Source organism: Staphylococcus schleiferi, from assembly GCF_025558325.1.
GTDB classification, from domain to species: Bacteria; Bacillota; Bacilli; order Staphylococcales; family Staphylococcaceae; genus Staphylococcus; species Staphylococcus schleiferi.
The window spans coordinates 2,010,780-2,034,849 of sequence record NZ_CP094712.1 but is presented as its reverse complement, the minus strand read 5'-3'; the positions used below and the strand labels follow the sequence as shown (position 1 = coordinate 2,034,849).

The 24,070-nt window shown below is 33.8% G+C and carries 26 protein-coding genes and 2 riboswitches; of the genes, 18 read left to right on the top strand and 8 right to left on the bottom strand.

Annotated elements, in window-relative coordinates:
* Nucleotides 1-54: 54 nt before the first annotated feature.
* Nucleotides 55-166, bottom strand: a riboswitch (SAM riboswitch).
* An 850-nt stretch (nt 167-1,016) separates the two neighbouring features.
* On the top strand, nt 1,017-2,228 hold the full coding sequence (locus tag MUA40_RS09620) for a serine hydrolase domain-containing protein (RefSeq protein WP_262569511.1): 1,212 nt from the start codon (nt 1,017-1,019) through the stop codon (nt 2,226-2,228).
* A gap of 209 nt (nt 2,229-2,437) precedes the next feature.
* On the opposite strand, the gene MUA40_RS09615 is transcribed toward MUA40_RS09620, so the two are convergent.
* Together MUA40_RS09615 and MUA40_RS09610 are read right to left on the bottom strand one after the other, a co-directional pair.
* Nucleotides 2,438-2,941: a GNAT family N-acetyltransferase gene (locus MUA40_RS09615; RefSeq protein ID WP_126496216.1), complete on the bottom strand. Its 504-nt coding sequence runs from the start codon at nt 2,939-2,941 to the stop codon at nt 2,438-2,440.
* 375 nt (nt 2,942-3,316) lie between these two features.
* The gene (locus tag MUA40_RS09610) at nt 3,317-3,736 is read right to left on the bottom strand and encodes an organic hydroperoxide resistance protein (RefSeq protein WP_016424563.1); all 420 of its coding nucleotides are present in this window, start codon (nt 3,734-3,736) and stop codon (nt 3,317-3,319) included.
* A gap of 140 nt (nt 3,737-3,876) precedes the next feature.
* Here MUA40_RS09610 and MUA40_RS09605 point away from each other — a divergent pair, with 140 nt between their 5' ends.
* Genes MUA40_RS09605 through MUA40_RS09595 form a run of 3 tightly spaced genes read left to right on the top strand, consistent with a single transcriptional unit; the run spans nt 3,877 to nt 6,235 of the window.
* A complete protein-coding gene (locus MUA40_RS09605) occupies nt 3,877-4,881 on the top strand; it encodes a D-2-hydroxyacid dehydrogenase (RefSeq protein WP_126496215.1) in 1,005 nt (334 codons plus the stop codon).
* 21 nt (nt 4,882-4,902) lie between these two features.
* Nucleotides 4,903-5,634 carry a type I 3-dehydroquinate dehydratase gene (gene aroD, locus MUA40_RS09600; protein WP_016424566.1) on the top strand — a complete coding sequence of 244 codons (732 nt, stop codon included), beginning with the start codon at nt 4,903-4,905 and terminating at the stop codon, nt 5,632-5,634.
* Nucleotides 5,635-5,686: 52 nt separating this feature from the next.
* Nucleotides 5,687-6,235 (top strand): nitroreductase family protein, encoded by a 549-nt coding sequence (locus tag MUA40_RS09595; protein WP_126496214.1) that lies wholly within the window; start codon nt 5,687-5,689, stop codon nt 6,233-6,235.
* A gap of 135 nt (nt 6,236-6,370) precedes the next feature.
* On the opposite strand, the gene MUA40_RS09590 is transcribed toward MUA40_RS09595, so the two are convergent.
* Nucleotides 6,371-6,691, bottom strand: a complete 321-nt coding sequence (locus tag MUA40_RS09590; RefSeq protein WP_016424568.1) for a thioredoxin family protein — start codon at nt 6,689-6,691, stop codon at nt 6,371-6,373.
* Between the two features lie 299 nt (nt 6,692-6,990).
* Here MUA40_RS09590 and MUA40_RS09585 point away from each other — a divergent pair, with 299 nt between their 5' ends.
* The 8 genes from MUA40_RS09585 (at nt 6,991) to MUA40_RS09550 (ending at nt 12,376) form a co-directional block, all read left to right on the top strand.
* A complete protein-coding gene (locus MUA40_RS09585) occupies nt 6,991-7,347 on the top strand; it encodes an arsenate reductase family protein (RefSeq protein ID WP_016424569.1) in 357 nt (118 codons plus the stop codon).
* A 71-nt stretch (nt 7,348-7,418) separates the two neighbouring features.
* Nucleotides 7,419-7,799 (top strand): glycine cleavage system protein GcvH, encoded by a 381-nt coding sequence (gcvH, locus tag MUA40_RS09580; RefSeq protein ID WP_016424570.1) that lies wholly within the window; start codon nt 7,419-7,421, stop codon nt 7,797-7,799.
* A gap of 78 nt (nt 7,800-7,877) precedes the next feature.
* The gene (locus MUA40_RS09575; RefSeq protein ID WP_016424571.1) at nt 7,878-8,273 is read left to right on the top strand and encodes a toprim domain-containing protein; all 396 of its coding nucleotides are present in this window, start codon (nt 7,878-7,880) and stop codon (nt 8,271-8,273) included.
* Nucleotides 8,239-8,553, top strand: a complete 315-nt coding sequence (locus MUA40_RS09570) for a thioredoxin family protein (protein ID WP_016424572.1) — start codon at nt 8,239-8,241, stop codon at nt 8,551-8,553. Before MUA40_RS09575 ends, MUA40_RS09570 begins: the two co-directional genes overlap by 35 nt.
* Before the next feature lie 40 nt (nt 8,554-8,593).
* A riboswitch (SAM riboswitch) is annotated at nt 8,594-8,704 on the top strand.
* A gap of 95 nt (nt 8,705-8,799) precedes the next feature.
* Nucleotides 8,800-9,828: a methionine ABC transporter ATP-binding protein gene (locus tag MUA40_RS09565; protein WP_167732566.1), complete on the top strand. Its 1,029-nt coding sequence runs from the start codon at nt 8,800-8,802 to the stop codon at nt 9,826-9,828.
* Nucleotides 9,821-10,516 carry a methionine ABC transporter permease gene (locus tag MUA40_RS09560; protein WP_016424574.1) on the top strand — a complete coding sequence of 232 codons (696 nt, stop codon included), beginning with the start codon at nt 9,821-9,823 and terminating at the stop codon, nt 10,514-10,516. The genes MUA40_RS09565 and MUA40_RS09560 overlap by 8 nt, the downstream gene beginning before the upstream one ends.
* A 25-nt stretch (nt 10,517-10,541) precedes the next feature.
* Entirely contained in the window at nt 10,542-11,363 is an 822-nt protein-coding gene (locus MUA40_RS09555; protein ID WP_016424575.1) for a MetQ/NlpA family ABC transporter substrate-binding protein, read from the top strand.
* Between the two features lie 191 nt (nt 11,364-11,554).
* Nucleotides 11,555-12,376, top strand: a complete 822-nt coding sequence (locus MUA40_RS09550; RefSeq protein WP_016424576.1) for a MetQ/NlpA family ABC transporter substrate-binding protein — start codon at nt 11,555-11,557, stop codon at nt 12,374-12,376.
* A gap of 255 nt (nt 12,377-12,631) precedes the next feature.
* Here MUA40_RS09550 and popT read toward each other — a convergent pair whose 3' ends face one another.
* Nucleotides 12,632-13,483, bottom strand: coding sequence for a polyprenyl-phosphate transporter PopT (gene popT, locus MUA40_RS09545; RefSeq protein ID WP_016424577.1), 852 nt, complete (start codon nt 13,481-13,483; stop codon nt 12,632-12,634).
* A 309-nt stretch (nt 13,484-13,792) separates the two neighbouring features.
* On the opposite strand from popT, the gene sufC reads away from it, so the two are divergent.
* From sufC to sufB, 5 genes are all read left to right on the top strand, one after another.
* Nucleotides 13,793-14,563 carry a Fe-S cluster assembly ATPase SufC gene (sufC, locus tag MUA40_RS09540; protein ID WP_016424578.1) on the top strand — a complete coding sequence of 257 codons (771 nt, stop codon included), beginning with the start codon at nt 13,793-13,795 and terminating at the stop codon, nt 14,561-14,563.
* A 21-nt stretch (nt 14,564-14,584) separates the two neighbouring features.
* A complete protein-coding gene (sufD, locus tag MUA40_RS09535; protein ID WP_126496213.1) occupies nt 14,585-15,892 on the top strand; it encodes a Fe-S cluster assembly protein SufD in 1,308 nt (435 codons plus the stop codon).
* 28 nt (nt 15,893-15,920) lie between these two features.
* Nucleotides 15,921-17,162: a cysteine desulfurase gene (locus tag MUA40_RS09530; RefSeq protein ID WP_262569504.1), complete on the top strand. Its 1,242-nt coding sequence runs from the start codon at nt 15,921-15,923 to the stop codon at nt 17,160-17,162.
* Nucleotides 17,152-17,601 (top strand): Fe-S cluster assembly sulfur transfer protein SufU, encoded by a 450-nt coding sequence (gene sufU / locus MUA40_RS09525; RefSeq protein WP_016424581.1) that lies wholly within the window; start codon nt 17,152-17,154, stop codon nt 17,599-17,601. Before MUA40_RS09530 ends, sufU begins: the two co-directional genes overlap by 11 nt.
* Nucleotides 17,602-17,697: 96 nt before the next feature.
* Nucleotides 17,698-19,095: a Fe-S cluster assembly protein SufB gene (gene sufB, locus MUA40_RS09520; RefSeq protein ID WP_016424582.1), complete on the top strand. Its 1,398-nt coding sequence runs from the start codon at nt 17,698-17,700 to the stop codon at nt 19,093-19,095.
* 67 nt (nt 19,096-19,162) lie between these two features.
* Here sufB and MUA40_RS09515 read toward each other — a convergent pair whose 3' ends face one another.
* The 4 genes from MUA40_RS09515 to MUA40_RS09500 form a co-directional block, all read right to left on the bottom strand.
* Complete coding sequence (locus MUA40_RS09515; protein ID WP_262569501.1) at nt 19,163-20,212, bottom strand: site-specific integrase; 1,050 nt, start codon at nt 20,210-20,212, stop codon at nt 19,163-19,165.
* Nucleotides 20,213-20,283: 71 nt separating this feature from the next.
* Nucleotides 20,284-20,937, bottom strand: a complete 654-nt coding sequence (locus MUA40_RS09510; protein WP_262569499.1) for a CPBP family intramembrane glutamic endopeptidase — start codon at nt 20,935-20,937, stop codon at nt 20,284-20,286.
* Nucleotides 20,938-21,940: 1,003 nt separating this feature from the next.
* On the bottom strand, nt 21,941-22,981 hold the full coding sequence (locus tag MUA40_RS09505; RefSeq protein ID WP_262569495.1) for a 3'-5' exonuclease: 1,041 nt from the start codon (nt 22,979-22,981) through the stop codon (nt 21,941-21,943).
* 12 nt (nt 22,982-22,993) lie between these two features.
* Complete coding sequence (locus tag MUA40_RS09500; RefSeq protein WP_262569494.1) at nt 22,994-23,704, bottom strand: XRE family transcriptional regulator; 711 nt, start codon at nt 23,702-23,704, stop codon at nt 22,994-22,996.
* Nucleotides 23,705-23,846: 142 nt separating this feature from the next.
* Here MUA40_RS09500 and MUA40_RS09495 point away from each other — a divergent pair, with 142 nt between their 5' ends.
* The gene (locus MUA40_RS09495) at nt 23,847-24,065 is read left to right on the top strand and encodes a helix-turn-helix transcriptional regulator (protein WP_262569492.1); all 219 of its coding nucleotides are present in this window, start codon (nt 23,847-23,849) and stop codon (nt 24,063-24,065) included.
* Nucleotides 24,066-24,070: the final 5 nt, after the last annotated feature.

Sequence of the window (24,070 nt, the reverse complement as noted above, 5' to 3'; positions counted from 1 at the left end):
TAAAAAATAAAAACAATACTTCTTTATTGGAAAGATAAGAAGTATTGCCATGTAATCTTATCTTCTAACCGATACGAAGACCGTATCAGTTACTGGAATTGGCACAGTGCCGTAGCCTGTTGCCGAAGCTTCATAGGGCCAGTCCCTCCGCTTCTCTGGATAAGTTTTATATGAATTTTCTGAAAATAATATATTTTGCATTTTAGTGGGTGTCTTTTAAAAAGTCAACTATACTTATCAAATTACTAATAATATTAAATATTAAAGATTGTAAAAACTGAAATAGAAGTTAAAGCATTCATACTTAAATTTGAAATGAATTGTGTATAGGAGGGTTTTAAAGAAACTGTATTGCATTTTAAAATAAGGTAAATATATAGTAAAAATAATATTAAGCGATTAAACATAAAGAAAAATTTATTACACTTAGGAATTAAAATAAACCATTTACGCAAAAAGTAACAAATTTTTAGAAAGAGGTATTACAATAAAAATGTAATCAAATAAAAGGAGATGAAAGAAATGGCTGACATTTTCGGTTTTATCAAAAAAGTATTTGACTTATTAAGTAGCATCCTTGTACACGGTGAACCAAGAAACTAAACGATTGAGGCTGAGGCAGAAAAAATTGTCTCAGCTTTTTTATTTTAAATAGATAAAAATGTTCTTGTATATGCTTTGAAATAATAATGTATATAAAGTTAGGTTCATTCACTCAATGTGCTTCCTTAAAATTTATCATTTTTTCAGACATTAATACTTCGGATTTATAAAGCTTTTAATGTGTAAAATAATCATAGTGGACAATAAAATCATTAAATATTTTTGCAAAGTATTATGTTCGTGGTAAACTCTATATTGTCCAGTCATAGCTCAATGATGGGGAGATGTTCACTTTCTCTTATTGAACAGTGGCCGAATACCAAGTTTTAGATTGAGACAGGTTTATCATAACTGCAATCGATGATGTCTAAATCTGGAACTTGTCTAATGATTATAAGAGGAGTAAAACGAGAGTGAATAAAAAAAATAAATCATTATTAGTGAACGTATTCGTTTGTTTTGTTGCATTAGTCATATTAATAGGCAGTTTGAGTTTATACCGTTATTTTAAAAAGCAGCATGAACAAGAGCTGACAAATTTTCAAGCGAGTCAGCAAGAGAAAAAGAAAAATAGCATTGAGAATATGGATCATATTCCTCGCTTAAAAACGGTACTTGATCAAAAGAATCTGAATTATACCCAAATTGACCAGTATTTAAAAAATGTGCAATTTAACGGTTCTATCGCTGTTTTCGAAAATGGTAAGTTAAAGATGAACAAAGGCTATGGATTTCAAGATTTAGAGAACGGGAAACCGAATAATCCTAATACCCTTTACTTGATTGGTTCAGCTCAAAAGTTTTTAACAGGAATGATGGTTAAAAAACTCGAATTAGACGACAAAATTAATATTAACGATGACGTGGATCAATATTTACCTCATTTTGAAACGACACCGAAAATTACGTTGAAAGACTTGATGTTACATCGTAGTGGTCTTTACAAGTACAAAGGTTCTAAAGATATTCTAAATTTAGATGAGGCTGTCGATTCGATTCAAAAAAGAGGTGTAGATCCGAAGCATTATTACAAACACTTCTATAATGATGCAAACTACCTCGTGCTCGCAAAAGTGATTGAAGAAGTGACACATCATACTTATGCCGAAAATTACTATAAATATTTCGGTAATCCTTTCCAACTTAAACATAGTGCATTTTACAATGATGTACGTTATAAAGAAGATATGGCGAAAGGCTATCAATTAAATAAAAATGCACCTGTATTTAAACCACCTATGTTTTTGAATCAATATTATGGGGCAGGCAATTTATATATGTCAGTACATGACATGGGAGTGCTCGTTAGAAAGCTTCAAATGAATAAAGTTTTCCCATCAAAAGATACAAAGCCGTATCTTCATGAGTTAATGACAACCCGATATCCTGAAAAATATCGCTACGGTTTTTACACTTATCCTGACCATAATCGTATTAATGGTATTTTTTACGGACAAACTTTCACGTCGTATTTTAATGACCGTTATATCGTTGTTTTAGCGACGAATTATGAAAACCCTAAACCTAACTTAAACGAATCTAAAATTAAACACATTTATTATAATATTTTAAAACAGCATAAAGTGACAAATCATCCTGGTTTAACCGTAGCTACAAACGAATAACTAAAAGAAGCATGAATGAGAGTATGAAATTAAAAGAATTTCTGTCTCATTCATGCTTTTTCTATTTTTAATGCGCACTATCAATAATGATTTCGTGTAATGCTTTTGATATGAATGATTCAAGTTTGGCTTTGAAAATGTGGTCATGATGTGTACTGAGGAAAAAAGTATATATTGTGATTGTAAGGGGAGTCAAATATGCTTACGGACTAACATGTGTAGTAAATCAGCCAATGTTCCTCGATATAATGATCATCGATTTTTCTAGCTTTTTCTTCTAGGCCTAAAAATTCGAAACCAATTTTGTCAAAGAATACTTTAGCTGTAATATTATTTGATGCAACAGATACCATAATATTTTCTATGCCATGATTTTTGGCATATTGAATAAAGGCATCGATTAATTGATGGGCTAGCGATTCATCGCGATATTGAGGTGTGACATATAAACTTTGGATAAAGGCTTTGTGTTTTTTAGTGATGTGCTGGCTATGGTAAAGTTGTAAAAATCCAACGAGCGTTTCATCTTGAAAAGCACCGAAAACGAGATTTGTATTTTGATTTTCAGGATTGAGAAGATTGTGGATTTCTTCGTCTGTAATTTCAGGGGGAGTATTGAATTCGTGTAAAAAAGTGAGTGGATCATTCTGGTAAGCTTCAGTCATGAGTTTTTTAAATTGACTGGCATCATTATCGGTTAATATTTTAATCATAGGCAACCTCCCGCTTCTTGTTTAAAAATTTCTTCAATTACAATCATAATAAATAACATTTAAAATTTCAATGTTATTTTAGGTTTTATAGATTTTATATATTTAATATATAAATGGACGTGGTTTTATTGCTTTGTCTCGTTAAAATGTAATAGAATTAAATTTTTGGCTTATGATGAGATGACTCAACTGAGAGGAAACGGATTTAAAATCAAAGAGAGATTAGCGATAGAAGGAAGCGCAAATAAGGTTCACGGCTATGATTAAAATGGAGTCATGCGATTAAAAGTATCAGACATATGAATTAGAAATATAAAAAAGCGATGAAACACGAAAATCAAATCCGTTGTTTCACCGCTTTTTTTATAGATTTATCTATTCAACAACTTCTACATCAAGTGTTACATCGATGTTGCCTTTTGTAGCTTTTGAATAAGGGCAAAAGGCATGTGCTTCTTCTAGTGATTTTTCAGCATCTTCTTGTGAGATGTTTTTAACTTTTGCGCGTATATCAACGGCTAATTTAGGGCTTTCACTGTCAGGGTCTTCTTGAAGTTTAACCGTTAAATCGACAACGGGCTCTGCTTTACGAAAACCGTTTCGTTTTAAGATTAAATCAAAAGCACCATTGAAACATGAAGCATAACCTGTTGCGAAAAGTTGTTCAGGGTTTGTTTCATTTTCTTTAGCGTTATCAGGAGGCGCTAGGTCAAATTCCAATTTTTTATCGTCTGTTTGTACGTGACCTTTACGACCACCTGTATTAGTTGCAGTTGTTTCATAAATTGTTGACATCAATGATTCCTCCCTTAAATACGTATCTGTCAATCTTTACCCATTTACTTAGTTTTTAATCATCACATCTTTTCAAACAAGCAGTGATACGCTATAGTGAGTATATTCAGAAATGACTGACAACTTCAGGAGGGATTAATATGACAAAAATTAAAGTATTTGATGTTAGAGAAGATGAGTTACCAGCGCTTCAACAATGGATTGAAGCGCATAAAGGGACAGTTGAAGTAGAATTAACAGCGTCTCCTTTAAATGAGCAACAACTTGAAACATTAGATGATGTCGATGGGGTGACAATTTCGCAAACGACATCATTTGATAGTGCTTACTATGAGCGATTAGTAGATAAAGGGATTCATCATATCGCACAGCGTTCAGCAGGTTATGATCAATTTGATTTAGAAGTTGCCAACCAATACGGCGTTAAAATTTCCAATGTGCCAAGTTATTCTCCTCAATCCATTGCTGAATTTGCGGTTACACGTACATTGGAATTAGTACGTCACACACCACAAATTGATAAAAATATTGCGACACAAGAATTTACTTGGAACTTAAATCTACAGGGACGTACCATAGAATCGCTAAAAATTGGGGTCTTAGGTACCGGTCGTATCGGACGCCGCGCTGCTAAAATTTTTAGTGGTTTTGGTTCAGAAGTTTTAGCTTATGACTTACTTCCTGATGATGATTTGAGAGATGTTGTGACATATGTGGATAGCTTGGAAGAACTCGTTTCAAAAGTAGATGTATTAACATTACATATTCCTGGCTCAAAAGAAAACCATTATTTGATTAATGAGGCGATACTACGTCAAGCGAAACCAGGCCTTATTATCATTAATGCTGCCCGTGGTAGCGTTTTGGATACACAAGCCCTCCTTAAAAGTTTAGATGAAGGGATTGTTGCAAGTGCGGCAATCGACACCTATGAAAATGAAGGGGCATATTTTAGACATGATTGGGGAAATAAAAAATTAGATGATCCAGTGTTACAAACGTTGTTAGAACACGAAAATGTGTTGGTTTCTCCACATGTTGCATTCTATACGGATGAAGCCGTTAAAAATTTAGTGGATATCCCACTAGAAGATGTTTTATCATTTATTACGACAGGTCAAGCTGTAAATATTGTCAATCCATAAATGAGAAAAGGTGAATCGCCATTGAAAACACAAATTGTAGCAAGTTTTATGCCACGTCAAAAGCAGTTATCAAATGAACAACGCGCATTGATTCAACAAAATGCGGCTTATTTTGACATTCTTGAATTGCGAATTGACGCCTTAACAGAATGTCACACCATTGTTGTCGAACAACTTATCGATCAAATTTTAGAAAACTATCCAACTAAGCCATTCGAAATCTTAGTGACTTATCGTACACAAAGTCAAGGTGGAGAAGGGCATTACGAAAGGAAAGACTACTTTAAGTTGTTGCGCGGATTAACACAATTAAAACAGATTGATTTAATTGATATTGAATGGGTGCCTGATCAACAAGAGCGAGGGGAGATTGTATCACAAATTCACCAAGCGGGAATGGTTTCGATTGCTTCATACCATAATTTTGAAGAAACACCACCGATAGAAGTGTTGAAAAAAACCTACTATCATATGTCTCAACTAGGAGCCAATCATTTAAAAATTGCAGTCATGCCGAGAACGACACAAGATGTGTTAGTGCTACTACAAGCGCTTTCTGAAACGAGTGACGCCTTGCAACAGTGGGTGACAGGGATATCAATGTCACAATTAGGTTTGATTTCACGAACTGCTCAAAATACTTTTGGTGGGGCACTTTCATATGGTGCATTGGAAAAAGGGGTGGCTCCCGGTCAACTTCATGTTAAACAATTGGCAGAAGTACTTCCATTGTACAGTTTATTTGAAAGTTAAAAGACTCTCGTTTATAATTGATAATGATTATCATTTTAAGGGGTAGATAGAGATGGAGCTTCGTGAAGCAATTAGTTCAAGAAGAAGTATTAAGAAGTTCAAAAGGGATATGTATATTGATGAGTCTGCATTGAAAGAAGCAATATTAGAAGCGGCTGACGCACCAAATCATGGTATGCGCGAACCGTGGCGCGTTGTCTACGTGCCTAAAAATAAATTAGGCGAAATGAGCCGAGAAATATCAAAATATGCATTCCCAAAAGATAAAGAGAAACAAGAAAGTCATTATGAGGCCGTTACAAATTTGGGAGGATTTTTAGCGCTTATTATGACATGTGATGCGAGACAGAGAGAAGAAAATGAGAACTATCTAGCTATCGGTGCCTTCGCACAAAATCTATTGTTGTTATTGTATGAAAAAGGCATCGGAACATGTTGGAAAACACCGGATTATATTTTTAAACCCAAAATCAGAACTATCTTTGGCGTGGCGCCAGATGAAAAACTTGTTGGTTTTATTTATTTAACAGACTTAGAGGATGAGGCAGATTTTCCGAAAGTAGAACGCAAAAATAGAGGGATATTAACAGAGTATATTTAGTCCAAAACGTTGTTTGAATTGGATTACTGAAAGTGTTCTATTAAACGCATCTCAAAGTAGATAAGGGATAACGCACTTGTGTGTATAGATAAATAGAGGGGCTAGGACATCATCTCGTCCTAGCCCCTCAAATGATTAGCCTAAGCTTTCAGCTAAGTAGCTTTCAACTTGTTCAGGTGATTTTGCATTAGCAGAGTGTAAGTGGTGTAATTTTTGGCCATCTTTAAAGATTAAAATACTTGGAATACCCATAACTTCGTATTCTTCCACTGCTTGATCAAGTTCATCACGATCAACAGAATACCATTCATATTGATTGTATTTTTCAATAATTGGATCAATCCACATATCCATCGCTTTACAGTCTGGACACCAGCCAGCTTCAAATTTAATAATAACAGGTTGCTCGCTTTGGATGATTTGATTGAATGATTCCATGTTAGTAATGCGTTGCATCTAAAACATCTCCTTTATATCTATTACGTAACGACATTATAACGGATTTCATAGGTGAAGTCATCTATGTGATTCATTGATAAACAACGGCATAAGTCGTGCATCTCCTAATATTTAACCGTATTGATATTGGGTATAAAACAAGTGAAGCAGTGGGTGTCTAGTGAAACTACACAATGTTCCACTCGTCTATATAAATTTAGTATCAAACAATGTAGCAATGAATTTTTTGAAAAAAACAAGCATTTTAATTAATAATTTGATATATTAAAATTAATTGGAATAAGGAGGTCAAAGGCATGATCAAATTTTATCATTATCCAAATTGTACAACATGTAAAAAAGCAGCGAAATTTTTATCTGATCATGGTGTAAGCTATGAACCTATCGATATTGTACAGCATACACCGACAGAAAAAGAATTTCGTCAAATTATAGAAAAATCAGGCTTGGATATTAAAAAGTTCTTTAATACACATGGCGCAAAATACAGAGCGTTAAACCTTAAAGACAAATTAGAAAATATGAATGAAGATGAAAAATTAAGTTTACTTGCTTCTGATGGCATGTTAGTAAAGCGACCATTAGCGATCTTAGGTGATAAAGTGACAGTCGGCTTTAATGAAGAGGTCTATCGCAATACTTGGCTATCATAAAATAGTTGATAGAACCGTTCCAATATGTCATGATAAAATTGTAATTGTAAACATTATAGGAGGGGATTAACGTGGCAGTGCCAAGCGAATTAAAATATTCTAAAGAACACGAATGGGTAAAAGTTGAAGGTCAAACAGCAACAATTGGAATTACAGATTTTGCGCAAAGCGAATTAGGTGATATCGTCTTTGTTGAGCTTCCAGAAGTGGAAGATGAACTTACTGAAGGTGAAACTTTCGGTAGTGTGGAATCAGTTAAAACTGTTTCTGAATTATATTCTCCTGTATCAGGAAAAGTCATCGAAGTGAATGAAGGTTTAGAAGACGAACCTGAAGCGGTTAACGAATCACCTTACGAAAAAGCTTGGATGGTAAAAGTTGAATTAAGCGATGAAAGCCAATTAGATGCATTACTAAGTGCAGCTGATTATGAACAAATGATTGGTGAATAATGCCCGCATAAAGACTCCTCGGTAATCTGATTATCAAGGAGTTTTTTGTACTCAAATATTTTTTAGAAGGTGAAGACCATGGCGATGATCAATAAGGTTATTGTTGTAGAAGGTAAATCTGATAAAAAACGTGTTCAAGAGGTGTTGTTAGAACCTGTCGAAATTATATGTACACATGGAACGATGGGAATTGAAAAATTAGACAATATGATTGAATATTTGTATGATAAACAGGTCTACATTTTAGTAGATTCAGATGCGGAAGGTCGAAAAATCCGCAAATGGTTTACAACTTATTTGAGTGAGCGCATCGATATTTTCATCGATACGAATTATAGTGAAGTGGCACGTTGTCCACGCGATTACCTCTCTAATGTATTACAACATTTTGGATTTAAAGTAAAAAAAGATTTTTATGTTAAAGGGAAGTATTCATATCATGAGTGTTTCAGAGCAATTGAACAATATATATAGAAATAGTGATCAAAACGTTCATCTCATATTCGGTTATACACCGATGTGTGGGACATGTAAAATGTCTGAAAGAATGTTAGATATTGCCAATGAGATGACACAATTACCAATTGTGAAAATAGATTTAAATTTTCACCCAGATTGGAGTCAAGCAAATGAAATACAGTCTGTGCCTGTGTTAATGATCATGCATTATGATCAAGAAGTAGAAAGATTGTATGCTTTTCAATCTGTACCGTACTTATTAGAAAAATTAAAAAAAGTGATTGACGCATGTTGATTACAATGATAAGATTAATATCAATTAAATAGTCAGAAAACTCTTATCCGGAGTGGTGGAGGGATGTGCCCTATGAAGCCCGGCAACCGTCTAGTATATAGAAATGGTGCCAATTCACATAAAGTAAAAATTTTACTTTTGAAGATGAGAGAAAAGCGATTCGTGTTAGTGCTTTCTCTTTCATTTTTAAAAAGAGAAAGCATTTTTTATTTTGCAGATAAGAGGGGAAACACAAGGAGGAACAGTATGATTGAGCTTAAAAATATCGTTAAAAAGTACGAGAGTAAATCAAAATCTGTGACAGCTGTAGATCATGTTGACCTAAAGATAGAGAAGGGTTCAATCTATGGTATTATCGGATTTTCTGGTGCTGGTAAAAGTACTTTAATACGATTATTTAATTATCTAGAAACACCTACATCGGGCGATGTGGTTATCGGCGGGGATAACATAGGTCAGCTAAGTAAAGCAGATTTACGTAAAAAACGACAAAAAGTCAGCATGATTTTCCAACACTTTAATTTATTGTGGTCAAGAACGGTATTGGATAATATTATTTTTCCACTAGAAATTGCAGGTGTTGCAAAAAGTGAAGCAAAGCAGACAGCATTAGAGCTCGTTGAACGTGTCGGTTTGAAAGGGAGAGAGCATGCGTATCCTTCTGAATTATCAGGTGGTCAAAAACAGCGTGTCGGCATTGCCCGCGCACTGGCCAATGATCCAGAAGTCTTACTGTGTGACGAAGCAACAAGTGCACTTGACCCTCAAACGACAGATGAAATATTAGATTTACTTTTACAACTTAAAAAGGAAAAGAACTTAACGATTATTATTATTACGCATGAGATGCACGTCATTCGTCGAATTTGTGATGAAGTATCTGTAATGGAAAATGGTCGTGTCATTGAGCAAGGTAAAGTTTCTGATATTTTTGAAAATCCACAGCACGCAGTGACACGTCGCTTTGTTCAAGAAGACTTGAAACCGAGTGATGAGAGCGATGAGCTTGTAGCGACATTTCCTCTAGCAAAGGATGATATTTTAATTAAATTGACTTTTTCTGGCGATAATACAACACGTCCGATATTGTCCCATCTTTCGCAAGAATATCATCTTTCAGCCAATATTTTAGAGGGGAATATTAAACATTCAAAAACGGGCACTATAGGCTATTTACTCGTGCACATTCAAGATGTCTCAAAAATAAATTTTGATGAAGTACAAGCGGACTTAGAGTCACAAAATATCGATGTAGAGGTGGTCAGTCATGGGTAAGAGTTTTAGCGAAATACTTCAAGAGATGATAACAATGCCGAATGTACGTTGGCCTGATGTTTGGGTAGCGACATATGAAACGCTATACATGACAATCATCTCAACAGCATTCTCATTTATATTTGGGCTCATTTTAGGTGTGATTCTGTTTTTAACATCTAAAAGTAAATCTAAAGCAGGTCGTGTATTTTATAGTATTGTTTCTTTCATTGTGAATTTATTTAGAGCGATACCATTTATCATTTTGATTTTATTATTAATTCCATTTACAAGTTTACTTTTAGGCACAATCAGTGGTCCAACAGGTGCTTTACCTGCTTTAATCATTGGGGCATCCCCTTTCTACGGCCGACTCGTAGAAATTGCACTTAAAGAGATTGATAAAGGCGTTATTGAAGCGGCGAAATCAATGGGAGCGACAACTTGGACAGTCGTATTAAAAGTATTGATACCAGAATCACTACCAGCCTTAATTTCAGGTATTACTGTAACAGCGATTGCTTTAGTAGGATCAACAGCAGTAGCAGGTGTTATCGGTGCAGGTGGTTTAGGTAACTTGGCATACTTAACAGGATTTACGCGAAATCAAAACGACGTTATTTTAGTTTCAACCATTTTAATATTAATTTTGGTATTTATTATTCAATTCTTAGGGGATTGGATAACAAATAAAATAGATAAACGCTAATAATAGTGAAGAGGAGACTGTATTAATGAAAAGATTTTTATCGATTATTGTTGTTCTTGTTGTTGCAGTTGCTTTAGCCGCATGTGGAAATGGTTCTGATAGTAAAAAAGAAGACAAAAAGATTGTTGTTGGTGCTTCACCTGCACCACACGCTGAGATCTTAGAAGAAGCAAAACCATTATTAAAAGATAAAGGTTATGATTTGGAAATTAAAACAATTAACGATTACACGACACCAAACAAATTGTTAGATGCTGGCGAATTAGATGCAAACTTTTTCCAACATACACCTTATTTAGACACTGAGAAAAAAGACAAAGGTTATAAAATTGAATCTGCTGGTAATGTTCATTTAGAACCTATGGCGGTTTATTCAAAAAAATATAAAAGCTTAAAAGATTTACCAAAAGGTGCAGAAATTTTCGTTTCTAACAACCCAGCTGAACAAGGTCGTTTCTTAAAATTCTTTGTTGATGAAGGTTTAATTAAGATTAAAAAGGGTGTAAAAATCCAAGACGCAACATTTGATGATATTACTGAAAATAAGAAAGACATTAAATTCAACAGTAAACAATCTGCAGAATTCTTGCCAAAAACATATCAAAATGGTGAAGGTGATGCGGTAATCATCAATTCAAACTTTGCAATCGAGCAAAAATTAAATCCACAAAAAGATTCTATTGCAGTTGAAAAAGGGAATAATAACCCATATGCAAACTTAATTGCTGTTAAAGAAGGTCATAAAGATGACAAGAAAATTAAAGCTTTAATGGAAGTATTACAATCCAAAGATATTAAAGACTTTATTAAAAAGAAATACGATGGTGCAGTTGAACCAGCGAAATAAAAAGCTTAGTGACAGCGTGTTTCAAATGTTTGAACACTTGTCAGCGAGATATGTATCCATGATTTGAATTAAATTTAATGCGTAGTACAAACGATCATCGACTATAAGTGTATGAAAGTGAATGTACTACGCATTTTTTATACCTATTCGCACTTAGAATCAAGCTGTTGTTATTTGAAAGGAGCATACATATGAAAAAATTAACGTTATTACTTACATCTATTGCAGTATTCGCACTTGTATTAACGGGCTGTGGACAAGATAAAACGAGCAAAGCAGATGACAAAAAAATAGTTGTCGCAGCAACACCAACACCCCACGGTGAAATTGCTAAAAAAGCTGGCGAAATTATGAAAAAGAAAGGTTATGATGTTCAAATTCGCGAAGTCAATGACTACAAAATCCCAAACAAGTTATTAGATAAAGGCGATGTCGATGCTAACTTATTTCAACACGTTCCTTACTTAAAAGAAGAGAAAAAATCACACGGTTACAAAATTGAAGAAGTTGGCAAAGTTTTAACAACACCTATGGGCGTCTACAGTAAAAAACATAAAAGCTTAAAAGATTTACCTGATGGTGCGAAAATCTATATTTCTAATAATCCAGCAGAAGAAGGACGTTTCTTATCATTCTTCGTAAAAGCTGGGTTAATTAAAATCAAAGACGGCGTTAAAATTGAAGATGCAAAATTAGATGATATTGTTGAAAATAAAAAGCATTTGAAATTTGATAACCAACAAGGGGCAGAGTTTTTACCTAAAACGTATAATAATAATGAAGGCGATGCGGTTATTATGAATTCAAACTATGCGATTGACAATGGTTTGAAACCACTTAAAGATTCTATTGCGGTCGAGGATGAATCGTCACCATTTGCGAATATTTTAGCTGTCAAAGAAGGCCATAAAAATGATAAGAAATATCAAGAGTTTCTAAAAGCCTTACAATCTGCTGAAGTGAGAGACTACATTAAAAAAGAATACGATGGTGCAGTGATTCCTGCAAAATAACATTGATAATTAAGGGAACAGTCTGAGAATTTCATCTCGTAATTGATAATATGGATTCAGTAACGGGCTTTTCCTTCTTTAATAAGAGGTTTAAAGATTGTTATTGATGGGGAGGAAATGAAGTTGCTTCTAAGTGGAATCAATCAAAAATGTACCGAGTTTCTTCCTATTTAAATAAATAATAATTTTATAATAATCAATGAAAAGGCGGGGCAATGAAGTCAAATCGATTTCTGTCCCGCCTTTGTATATGATTTAGGACTCATTAGTGAAGCGACCTAAAATAAAACTAATTATAAATCCTAAGATAAGTGTGATTATCGATGCTAACCATGTAAGGCCCTGATTAGGCAAACCAGGAAAAACTGAAAATAGTGAACCAATCACTAAACCGAGTATGGCTGCATAAGTGAGATAAGTGTAATGCTTTAACAAATACGTAATCACTTTACTTGCGATTAGAAACCCTACAACTATCCCCATACCTACCATTAAAATAACAGGTAAAGCTTCGAAATTGAAACGTACAATTTCAGAAATGGAATAAGTTACAGTACTGTATACACCGAATAATAATAATATAAATGACCCAGAAATCCCTGGTAATAACATTGCACTTGATGCACATACGCCAGCAATAAAATATTTAATGAGCATTGGCAGGGACAAATCAATATGGCTAGGTGCAGCATGTGAAGTCTCCCCTTTAAAATATGCCATCAATGCAAGTGCTATAATAGCCACTCCCATAATGATCCAATGTTGGATTTTGTAGGTTTGTTTGTAGTGTGAAATACGTAATAAAAATGGAATAATCCCTAAAATTAATCCAAAAAAGAAAAACATCGTTGGTATTAAGTGTGTTGCTAACAGATAATTGATAACGCTACTTAAAATGCCGATTGCCAAAGCCATTCCGATAATAATAGGTAATAAAAACAAGATACTTTTTTTGAAATGCTTTGAAAAAACACCACTTACAGAAGCGATAAAATCATCGTAAATGCCTAGGAGTAATGCGATTGTTCCGCCACTGACGCCGGGAATCAGATCACTAATGCCCATCGCAAAACCTCTAGGGATATTTGAAATCTTAAATTTCGACATGATTCTATTCCTTTCCTTAGTTTATCGTTACATCATACCACATTATAACTGATTTCAATCCTATGTCATCTATAATATATGTCAAAAATGACGAATGAGAACAGGAGGGATGTGATTATCAATAACTTTTCTAAAAAAGATTCTGGTTTGCTTTCTCAAGATGTCTTGTAATATAACCCGAAACGGTTTATAATTCCCATCATTTCCGTTATAATAAGCAATTAGAGACCAAAGAAAACTTTTTGACGTTACATTAAAATTATTATAAACTAAACTATGGAATCTAACATTATTTTGGAGGGAATATTAATGCCATCAACATTAGAAATTAAAGACTTACATGTGTCTATTGAAGATAAAGAGATATTAAAAGGTGTCAATTTAACGATCAATACTGGGGAAATTCACGCGATCATGGGGCCAAATGGTACTGGGAAATCTACTTTATCATCAGCAATTATGGGGCATCCGTCATATGAAGTGACGAAAGGTGAAGTATTATTAGATGGGGTCAATATTTTAGAATTAGACGTAGATGAACGCGCTAAAGCGGGTCTATTCTTAGCAATGCAATACCCATCAGAAATCACAGGTGTTTCAAATGCAGACTTCATGCGTTCGGCTATGAATGCACAACGCGAAGAAGGTAACGAAATTAACTTAATGCAATTTATTAAGCAACTTGATAAACAAATGGATTTCTTAGACATGGACAAAGATATGGCACAACGCTACTTAAACGAAGGCTTCTCAGGCGGTGAGAAAAAACGTAACGAGATTTTACAATTAATGATGTTACAACCTAAATTTGCTATTCTCGATGAGATTGACTCAGGTCTTGATATTGACGCTTTGAAAGTCGTATCAAAAGGGATTAACGAAATGCGTGGCGATGAATTTGGTGCGTTAATTATTACACACTACCAACGTTTATTAAATTACATTACACCGGATCACGTTCACGTTATGTATAATGGTATCGTTGTAAAATCTGGTGGCTCTGAATTAGCGAAACGTCTTGAAGAAGAAGGTTACGAGTGGGTTAAAGAAGAATACGAAACAGCTATTTCAAATCAATAATCATCATAGGAGGAAATAATTATGACTACTGAAACATTAAATATTTCTGAAGCACAACTTGTTGATTATTCCCAATCTCAAAACGAACCTTCTTGGATGACAGAGTTAAGAAAAGAAGCGTTTAAACAAGCTGAATCTTTGGAAATGCCAAAACCTGATAAAACGAAATTAAATAAATGGGATTTCGATTCATTCAAACAGCATGAAACACAAGGTGCTGTGTTCCATGATTTAAAGGAATTACCAAGTGAAATTGACCGTATTATTAACGTTGAAAATACAGAAAACCTTGTGATTCAACATAACAATACATCTGCATATACAAAAGTTAATGATAAAGCACTTCAAGATGGTGTGATTATTGAGCATATAAGCGAAGCGTTAATCAATCATAGTGATTTAGTTCAAAAGTATTTTATGAAAGATGCTGTTACGGTAGATGAACACCGCTTAACTGCTTTACACACTGCTTTAATGAATGGCGGAATTTTTGTATACGTTCCTAAAAATGTCGTTGTTGAACATCCAATTCAATACGTTGTACTTCATGACGATGAAAATGCGAGCTTCTTTAATCACGTTCTTTTAGTGACTGAAGAGAGTGCTGAAGTGACTTACGTTGAGAATTATCTATCAACGACAAGTGGAGAAGGAAATCAATTAAATATTGTTTCTGAAGTTATCGCGGGTGCCAATTCTAACATTTCATATGGATCTGTAGACTTCTTAGATAAAGGTTTCACTGGACATATTATCCGTCGTGGTGTGACAGAAGCAGATGCAACAATTAAGTGGTCTTTAGGTTTAATGAATGAAGGCGATCAAATCATCGACAATACAACAAATTTAATTGGTGACCGTTCAACTTCTGAATTGAAGTCAGTTGTAGTCGGACGTGGCGATCAAACAATTAACTTAACATCAAGAATTGTACAATATGGTAAAGAAACAGATGGCTACATCTTAAAACATGGTGTAATGAAAGAAAGTGCCTCATCCATTTTCAATGGCATTGGACATATTAAACATGGAGGCTCAGGTTCTGCTGCTAACCAAGAATCACGTGTGTTAATGTTATCTGAGCATGCACGTGGGGATGCGAACCCTATTCTTCTTATTGATGAAGACGATGTAGAAGCAGGACACGCGGCGTCTGTAGGACGTGTTGATCCTGAGCAACTTTACTATTTAATGAGTCGTGGTATTTCACAACGCGAAGCAGAACGTCTTGTCATTCACGGATTCTTAGACCCAGTAGTACGTGAATTACCAATTGAAGATGTACAACGTCAATTACGAGAAGTTATCGAATTAAAAATAGGCAAATAATACAATTCTAGAAAGGTCTGTGATTGTAGTGGCCGATACAAAATTAGATGTAGAAGCAATTATCAAAGACTTTCCCATTTTAGACCAAAAAGTCAATGGCAAACGTCTTGCATATTTGGATTCAACAGCAACAAGTCAAAAGCCTAAGCAAGTGATTGATACATTACGTGACTATTACGAGCGATACAATTCTAATGTTCATCGTGGTGTGCATACATTAGGCTCACTTGCAACAGATGGTTATGAAGGTGCACGCGAAACGGTACGTCGTTTTATACATGCGAAACACTTTGAAGAAATTATTTTCACACGTGGAACAACAGCATCTATAAACATGATTGCACATAGTTATGGTGATGCAAATGTGGAACAAGGCGATGAAATCGTTGTAACCCAAATGGAACATCATGCGAATTTAGTGCCTTGGCAACAGCTTGCACACCGTAAAGGGGCGACCCTCAAATTCATACCGATGTCAGAAGATGGCACATTATCCATTGAAGCGGTTAAAGAAACGATTACCGATCAAACTAAAATTGTGGCCATTGCGCATGTTTCAAATGTCTTAGGTACAATTAATGATATTAAGGCAATTGCTGAAATAGCCCATGCACATGGTGCCATAATCTCAGTTGACGGTGCACAATCTGTACCGCATATGAAAGTAGATGTACAAGATTTAAACGTTGATTTTTATAGTTTTAGTGGCCACAAAATGCTTGGACCTACTGGTATCGGCGTTTTATATGGTAAACGTGAACTATTAAATGAAATGGAACCGACAGAGTTCGGTGGAGATATGATTGATTTTGTTGGTTTGTATGAAAGTACATGGACAGATTTACCTACAAAATTTGAAGCGGGAACACCTCTGATTGCACAAGCGATTGGTTTGCAAGCAGCGATTGAGTACATTGAGTTTATTGGATTTGATGCTATTCATGCGCATGAGCAAGCATTGACGCAATATGCTTACGAACAAATGTCTCAAATCGAAGGTATTGATATTTATGGTCCAGCTAAAGACAATCGTGCTGGTATTATCACCTTCAACCTCAAGGATGTTCATCCTCACGATGTGGCAACTGCTCTAGATACGGAAGCTGTCGCAGTTCGTGCAGGCCATCATTGTGCACAGCCGTTAATGAAATGGCTCAATGTATCATCAACAGCGCGGGCAAGTTTTTATATCTATAATACAAAAGAAGATGTGGATCAACTTGTCGAAGGATTGAAACAAACGAAGGAGTTTTTCTCATATGAATTTTAATAACCTAGACCAATTATATCGTTCAGTTATTATGGATCATTATAAAAATCCTCGTAATAAAGGTGTAATCGAGGATGGTACGATGACAGTGGATATGAATAACCCAACATGTGGTGACCGTATTCGTCTCACATTTGATATCGTCGATGGCATTATTAAAGATGCGAAATTCGAGGGTGAAGGTTGTTCGATTTCAATGTCGAGTGCGTCAATGATGACTGAAGCGATTAAAGGGCATAGTTTAAAAGAAGCAATGCAAATGAGCCAAGAGTTCACAAAAATGATGCTTGGTGAAGATTATGAGATTACTGAAGATATGGGAGATATCGAAGCGTTACAAGGTGTTTCTCAATTTCCAGCACGAATTAAATGTGCCACACTCGCATGGAAGGCACTTGAAAAGGGTACAGTTGAAAAAGAAGGTAAAAGTGAAGATTAACACTAAATGGTGTATACGAGAAAACGTATTTCAAAATAGAGAATTGGGTAGTCAAAGGGTACTCATGTATTAATTAAGAAATAGGAGTGATGATTGATGGCTAAAAAAGCACCTGATGTAGGCGATTATAAATATGGCTTCCATGATGAAGACGTATCTATTTTTAGATCAGAGCGTGGTTTGACAGAAAATATTGTACGCGAAATTTCAAGAATGAAAGATGAACCTGAATGGATGTTAGACTTTCGTTTGAAAGCTTTAAAGTTATTCTATAAAATGCCGATGCCTCAATGGGGTGGAGATTTATCAGAATTAGACTTTGATGACATTACGTATTATGTCAAACCTTCAGAACGTTCAGAGCGTTCTTGGGATGAAGTGCCAGAAGAAATTAAACGTACGTTTGATAAATTAGGTATCCCAGAAGCAGAACAAAAATATTTAGCAGGTGTTTCTGCACAATATGAATCTGAAGTTGTTTACCATAATATGGAGAAAGAATTAGAAGAAAAAGGTATTATCTTCAAAGATACAGATACTGCACTTAAAGAGAATGAAGACTTGTTTAAAGAGTATTTCGCATCTGTTATCCCTGCTGGTGACAATAAGTTTGCTGCTTTAAACTCAGCAGTTTGGTCAGGTGGTTCATTCATCTATGTACCTAAAAATATTCAATTAGATACACCTTTACAAGCATACTTCCGTATTAACTCAGAAAATATGGGACAATTTGAGCGTACACTCATTATTGCTGATGAAGGTGCCTCTGTTAACTATGTTGAAGGCTGTACAGCACCAGTGTATACAACAAACTCTCTACACTCAGCGGTTGTAGAAATTATCGTCCACAAAGATGCACATGTACGTTATACAACAATCCAAAACTGGGCTAACAATGTTTATAACTTAGTTACTAAACGTACGTTCGTTCATGAAAATGGTAACATGGAATGGGTCGATGGAAACTTAGGATCTAAGTTGACAATGAAATATCCTGCCTGCGTATTATTAGGTGAAGGTGCTAAAGGTAGCACACTTTCTATCGCTTTTGCAGGTCAAGGTCAAGTCCAAGATGCAGGTGCAAAAATGATTCATAAAGCACCAAACACATCTTCTACTATTGTGTCAAAATCAATTTCTAAAGATGGCGGTAAAGTGGTTTATCGCGGTATCGTTCACTTTGGACGTAAAGCGAAAGGTGCACGTTCTAATATCGAATGTGATACTTTAATCCTTGATAACGAGTCAACTTCTGACACAATTCCTTACAACGAAATTTTCAATGACAATATCTCACTTGAACATGAGGCAAAAGTTTCTAAAGTTTCTGAAGAGCAATTGTTCTATCTCATGTCACGTGGTATTTCTGAAGAAGAAGCGACAGAAATGATCGTTATGGGATTTATCGAGCCATTCACAAAAGAATTACCAATGGAATATGCCGTTGAAATGAACCGATTAATCAAATTCGAAATGGAAGGTAGTATAGGCTAGTTTTAACTACTGATGTAGTGCGATTTTTATCCTTGTAACATGGGTACTGATACCATTTTGATACCATTTACTTATCGAATATAGAAATAGCATCATGTTTCTTTTGAGTATATAAGTGGCTATATGTACCCATTGTTTCAGTTATTTGAGCATGACGCATTAGTGATTGCAGCACAAATATATCTACTCCATTGTTTGCTAAGAAAGACGCATAAGAATGTCTTAAAGCGTGTATGTTATAATTAGGGAAAGCTTTGTTGAATTTCTTATGAACATGGCTATAGTGCTTAGGTGCTAATCCGCCAAAAATAAAATAATTCTGTTCATCAAAGTATTTGTTCATCTGTTTTTCACGTTGGTAGCGTTCAGATAACATCTCGTTGATGAAATTAGGTAAGGGTACAATATCTTCAGAGCTTTCGGTTTTAGCTCTGGGGTATATAGTCCGATTAGAGATGTCCATTGTTTTATTGATGGATATCTCTTTTTTATATTTATTGTAGTCCGTCCAAACTAAAGCCATTGCTTCACCTACTCGTAACCCTGTGTAAAACATTAAAGTAAAAAGTTCCCGATAGTCCTGTTCTTCTACATCTTTTACACGATCTTCAAATTCTTCCCTCATCATAAATTTTGGTTTCGGTTTAGATCTTGGAATTGGTTTTATAGAAATAGTGGGGTCGATTCGTAAACCAAAATATTTTTTAGCATAATTAATTACAACTTTAAACCCTGACCAAACTGTACGTGCGCTATTAACTGAATTGATATTGTCCATGAGATACTTACGGAATTCTTGGCATTGTTGTTGTGTGATTTTATTCATTTTGATATGTCCGAATTTAGATTGTATATGAAGTTTATATTCATTCTCTTTGCGCTTTTTAGTTTTAGGACGCAAGTCACTGTTTTCTAAATAGTGATAAAAAGTATACTCAAATGTGTTTGAGTCACTATAACCTTCATTAACTTCTGTTAAAAATTCGGCTTCTGCACTTTTAGCTTCACGTTTCGTTTTGAAACCACGTTTAAGTTTTCTTTTATTATTGCCATAAACATCTTTATATCTAGTTGAAAAATACCATTTACCTGTTTTGTTATCTTTATAAACCGCCATTTCACTCAATCCCTCCTTAAAAAAGTAAAAAAATAATAAGGGTACGTGGGAGTACCCTGTATCCAATTAGATTAGTTAAAATATTCAAAAAGAGTTATAAAGTTATTTAAGAAATGAATAATTATAGCAACTTCTAATCTTTTAGTAATAAGATAAGATATACCAACAATAAGACCAAAATAAAAATAAGGGATATAGTCTATAAAAGTATTTCCTTCATGTAATAACGCGAAAATAATACTTGAAATAATTAATCCTATAAATAAATGTCCTCTAAAAACTACACGGAGTAAAAATCCTCTTAAAATAATTTCTTCTACAATAGCAGGAATAAGTGCGATACTAATTATTAGAAGTATAAAAGGTGTTCCTGAGAATTCATGAACAATTAATGTGTCGTTAGGCGATAATCCAGGTTTCAAATATTCAAATATTTCATCGAAAGAGTACAATAGAATGAAACCTAGTATAGTAATTAATATATCTTTTCTGTTTAATGTTTTAAGTTGCAATAAATTAAATTTTAATCTATTAGTAGCCCACACTCCTATTATAATTATAATAATTGCAATGATTGCAAATATATAGTTTTTTGTAACGTAATCACTTAATGCGAATGCATTATAAAAGATATAAGAGAGAAATAAAGCTTTTAATACAGCCTTCCAGTATACATCATTGTTGACTAAGTGGTTATCTTCAAATAATAATTTTAGTTTTTTCATAAGCAATCTCCTTAGATGTTTTAGTGTTTATATTTAAATTATATTAATAATTACTGTGTTGGCAAGAACATTTTATAAATAACGAAATAAGATGAGATATTTTATGTTTGAAATATGTCTATTTGCCCCTTTTCAAATCATCTAGGGATATTGGCGTTCCATTATATTAACCTCAAATATATCTATCTCAAAAATTTGTCACTCTGATATCTCAAATTAATTTAAAAATTAATAAAATTAATAAAATTATAATCGTGATAAGAAATGTTAAAATTTTATAAAAAAAGCAATCTCTGCTACTCTTCAATTTTATTCTCCTTTTTATTTTTAGCAATTAGATCAAAAAACTCTTCTTTTGATATGTTTTTCAACCTTTTTTGTGATTTTTTCAGTAACGTAGGGGAAGCTATTAACTCTTTTTAAAATTTCTACTAAATCCTAACCTATTTCTTCAGTAATTTCTTTTATAGCCATTTTAACCAAACTCCTTTAAGCTAATAAGTCAAATTAAGATAACTAACAAAGGTAGTACAAGTAAAACTAGAGCTAAGGCAACAAATGATAAATCTTCTCCCATGTAATTATCATTTCGTTTATTCAACTTAAACATCTCCCCTTGAAGATTAAAAATGATATTGGTAAAATAAAAACAGTTCATATTATTAATATTGAACTGAGCGCGAGTATACTTTTCACCGTCCTTTCCAGACAGGGGCGGTGTTTTTTATAATTTCCTTAACATAATAGAATTTGTTATAATAAGTTTAGAAGTTGAAAACACTTCTGCGAGGACTTTATACCTTTTTCAAATATTTTTTCCGCCGTCTGATTTTCTATATGTTATCAGGTGGCGGTTTTTGTTTTCTGAAATTGATTTAATTAATCTTCCTCACCTCAAAAACCCTCAACGGCTGAAATGTAATTGCCGTGTTTATAAAATCACTTTGCCTACTAATTAAAAAGGTTTGCGGGAGTAGAGAGAGCATAAAAAAGGGTAGTCGGGCTACCCTGAAAATTGCATTCTCTCAATTAACAAAAGTGCTAATTTTCCCGTTGCTCTTGCATCATTAATAGCTTCGTGAGAATCTCCATCGTCTAAATTAAAGTGATTTTTTAGTGTTTCTAATTTGTGATTAGGTGTCTCGTGTATTAATCTTCTAGATGCCGGTAAGGTGTCAAAAACTCTAAATTTATCGTGTTCAACATTGAAATTGTGTAAATATTTTATTAGATATTTCATATCAAAAGGAGCGTTATGAGCTACTATCGTATTACCTTTTAATAGTTCATATAATTCGACTAAATCATCTTTGTGTATCGAAGGTTTATCTTCTAAAAACTCATTAGTAATACCAGTCTTTTTCATAACGGTTTTACCTAGTTTTTTGTTTGGTTTAAAATATTTACTGTATTCATTAACAATCATTCCGTTTTCAAATACGACAACACCATATTGGAAAAATTCGTTTGTTTTATAATCTATACCAGTGGTTTCGAAGTCTAACACAACAAACGAATTATCGATTTTTCTTGCTTTAGTATAAGTTAAGTCCAAAGGTTTATTTTTATAAATAGGTTCTTCATCGTACTTTTCAATTTCAAAATCATTTTCCTGCGAGTCATTTTGTGAAAATATTTCTAAACGATTTTGTTCTTTTTCGTTCTCGAGCTCCTTAATATAATTTTCTTGTGTTTTTAAAATCTTTTCGTGTTCATTAATTGCTTGAGATAAAACCTCTATAGCTATAACAGATTCAACATTAGTGAGTTTAAATGTTAAGTTCTTAGATGAATTATCATAAGTTAAGTAGATATTGTTTGTTATAAATGTTTTTTTAGTAGAAATAGAGTTTATATCAGACCATGGAATTACATATATAAAATTCTTTTTTTCACATACAAAAGCTATCTCTTTGAAAGAAGATATAATTGAACCGTTGTATTCTGTTCCTTGATAATTTGTTGATCCAGTTGTTTCTATAATGATTCTGAAATCAGGAAATTTATTTAAAAGTGAATCTTTATCCCTTTGTTTAGCTTTCATAATTAATTCCTCCTACAATATAACTTTTCCTGCTACTTTAATATCGTGACTACTATCAAAATTTAAGTCAGGATATTTTGAGTTCAACGAAACCAAACGTATACCTTTGTCACTAATGAACACTTTTTTTAAATAAGCCTCACCATCAATAACAAAGATGCCGATTTGACCACTATTTATTTGCTTTGTTTTATCGATAAAGATAATCTCTTTATCTTCGAACATGGGCTCCATAGAATCGCCGTTGACCTGCAATGCAAAATCGTGATTAGGTATGTGGCCGTTGTATTGTGTTGTGAACTCGACACCATCTATTAACGTTTCTCCAGTACCTGCTGAAGCATAACCGTATACAGCAACTTCTTCGGATATTATATTGTGTGAATTTATATGTAAGACTTTGTTATTTTGCTCATTTAATTGCTCGTTAGCAAAGTCCAGTACGCGTTTTTGACGAGGAGGAGTGAGTTGATTGTACACAGTTGTGATGTCGTTATTCTTACTAGGTCTTTTAGGGAATAAGTCGTCGATACTAATGTTTAAAATATGTGCTATTTCAAATAAATCATCTTGTTTAGGGGTTCTATAACCTGTTTCATAGTTTGAAATAGTAGCTTTTTTAGTATTAAGTTTTTCTCCGAGCTGGTCTTGAGTTAAATTCATTTTAGTTCTATAGTATCTGATTTTATTACCTATAAATCTTGCTAATTCTTTTTTATCCATTTTTTTACCTCCTCTAAATGTACCTATAGTATATCCCAATTATTTTTGGTATTCAACAAAAAAATACACGAAATGCAAACTTTTGTGTTGACTAAGGTACACGATTCGTGTATAGTTAGTTTTGTAAGCAGGAGGTGACAACATGCAATGGAATTTAATAAGACTTAGAAAAGAAAGAAAATGTACTCAAGAAGACTTAGCAAATCTCCTGAATATATCTACTGAAGGATATCGTTTAAAAGAATTAGGAAAGCATCAATTTAAAAACGATGAGATGTTTATTATTGCTGATTTTTTCGATGAAAACATTGGGAATATTTTTTTACCCACAAAGTACACGAAACGCAAACAAAAAACTTAATAGGA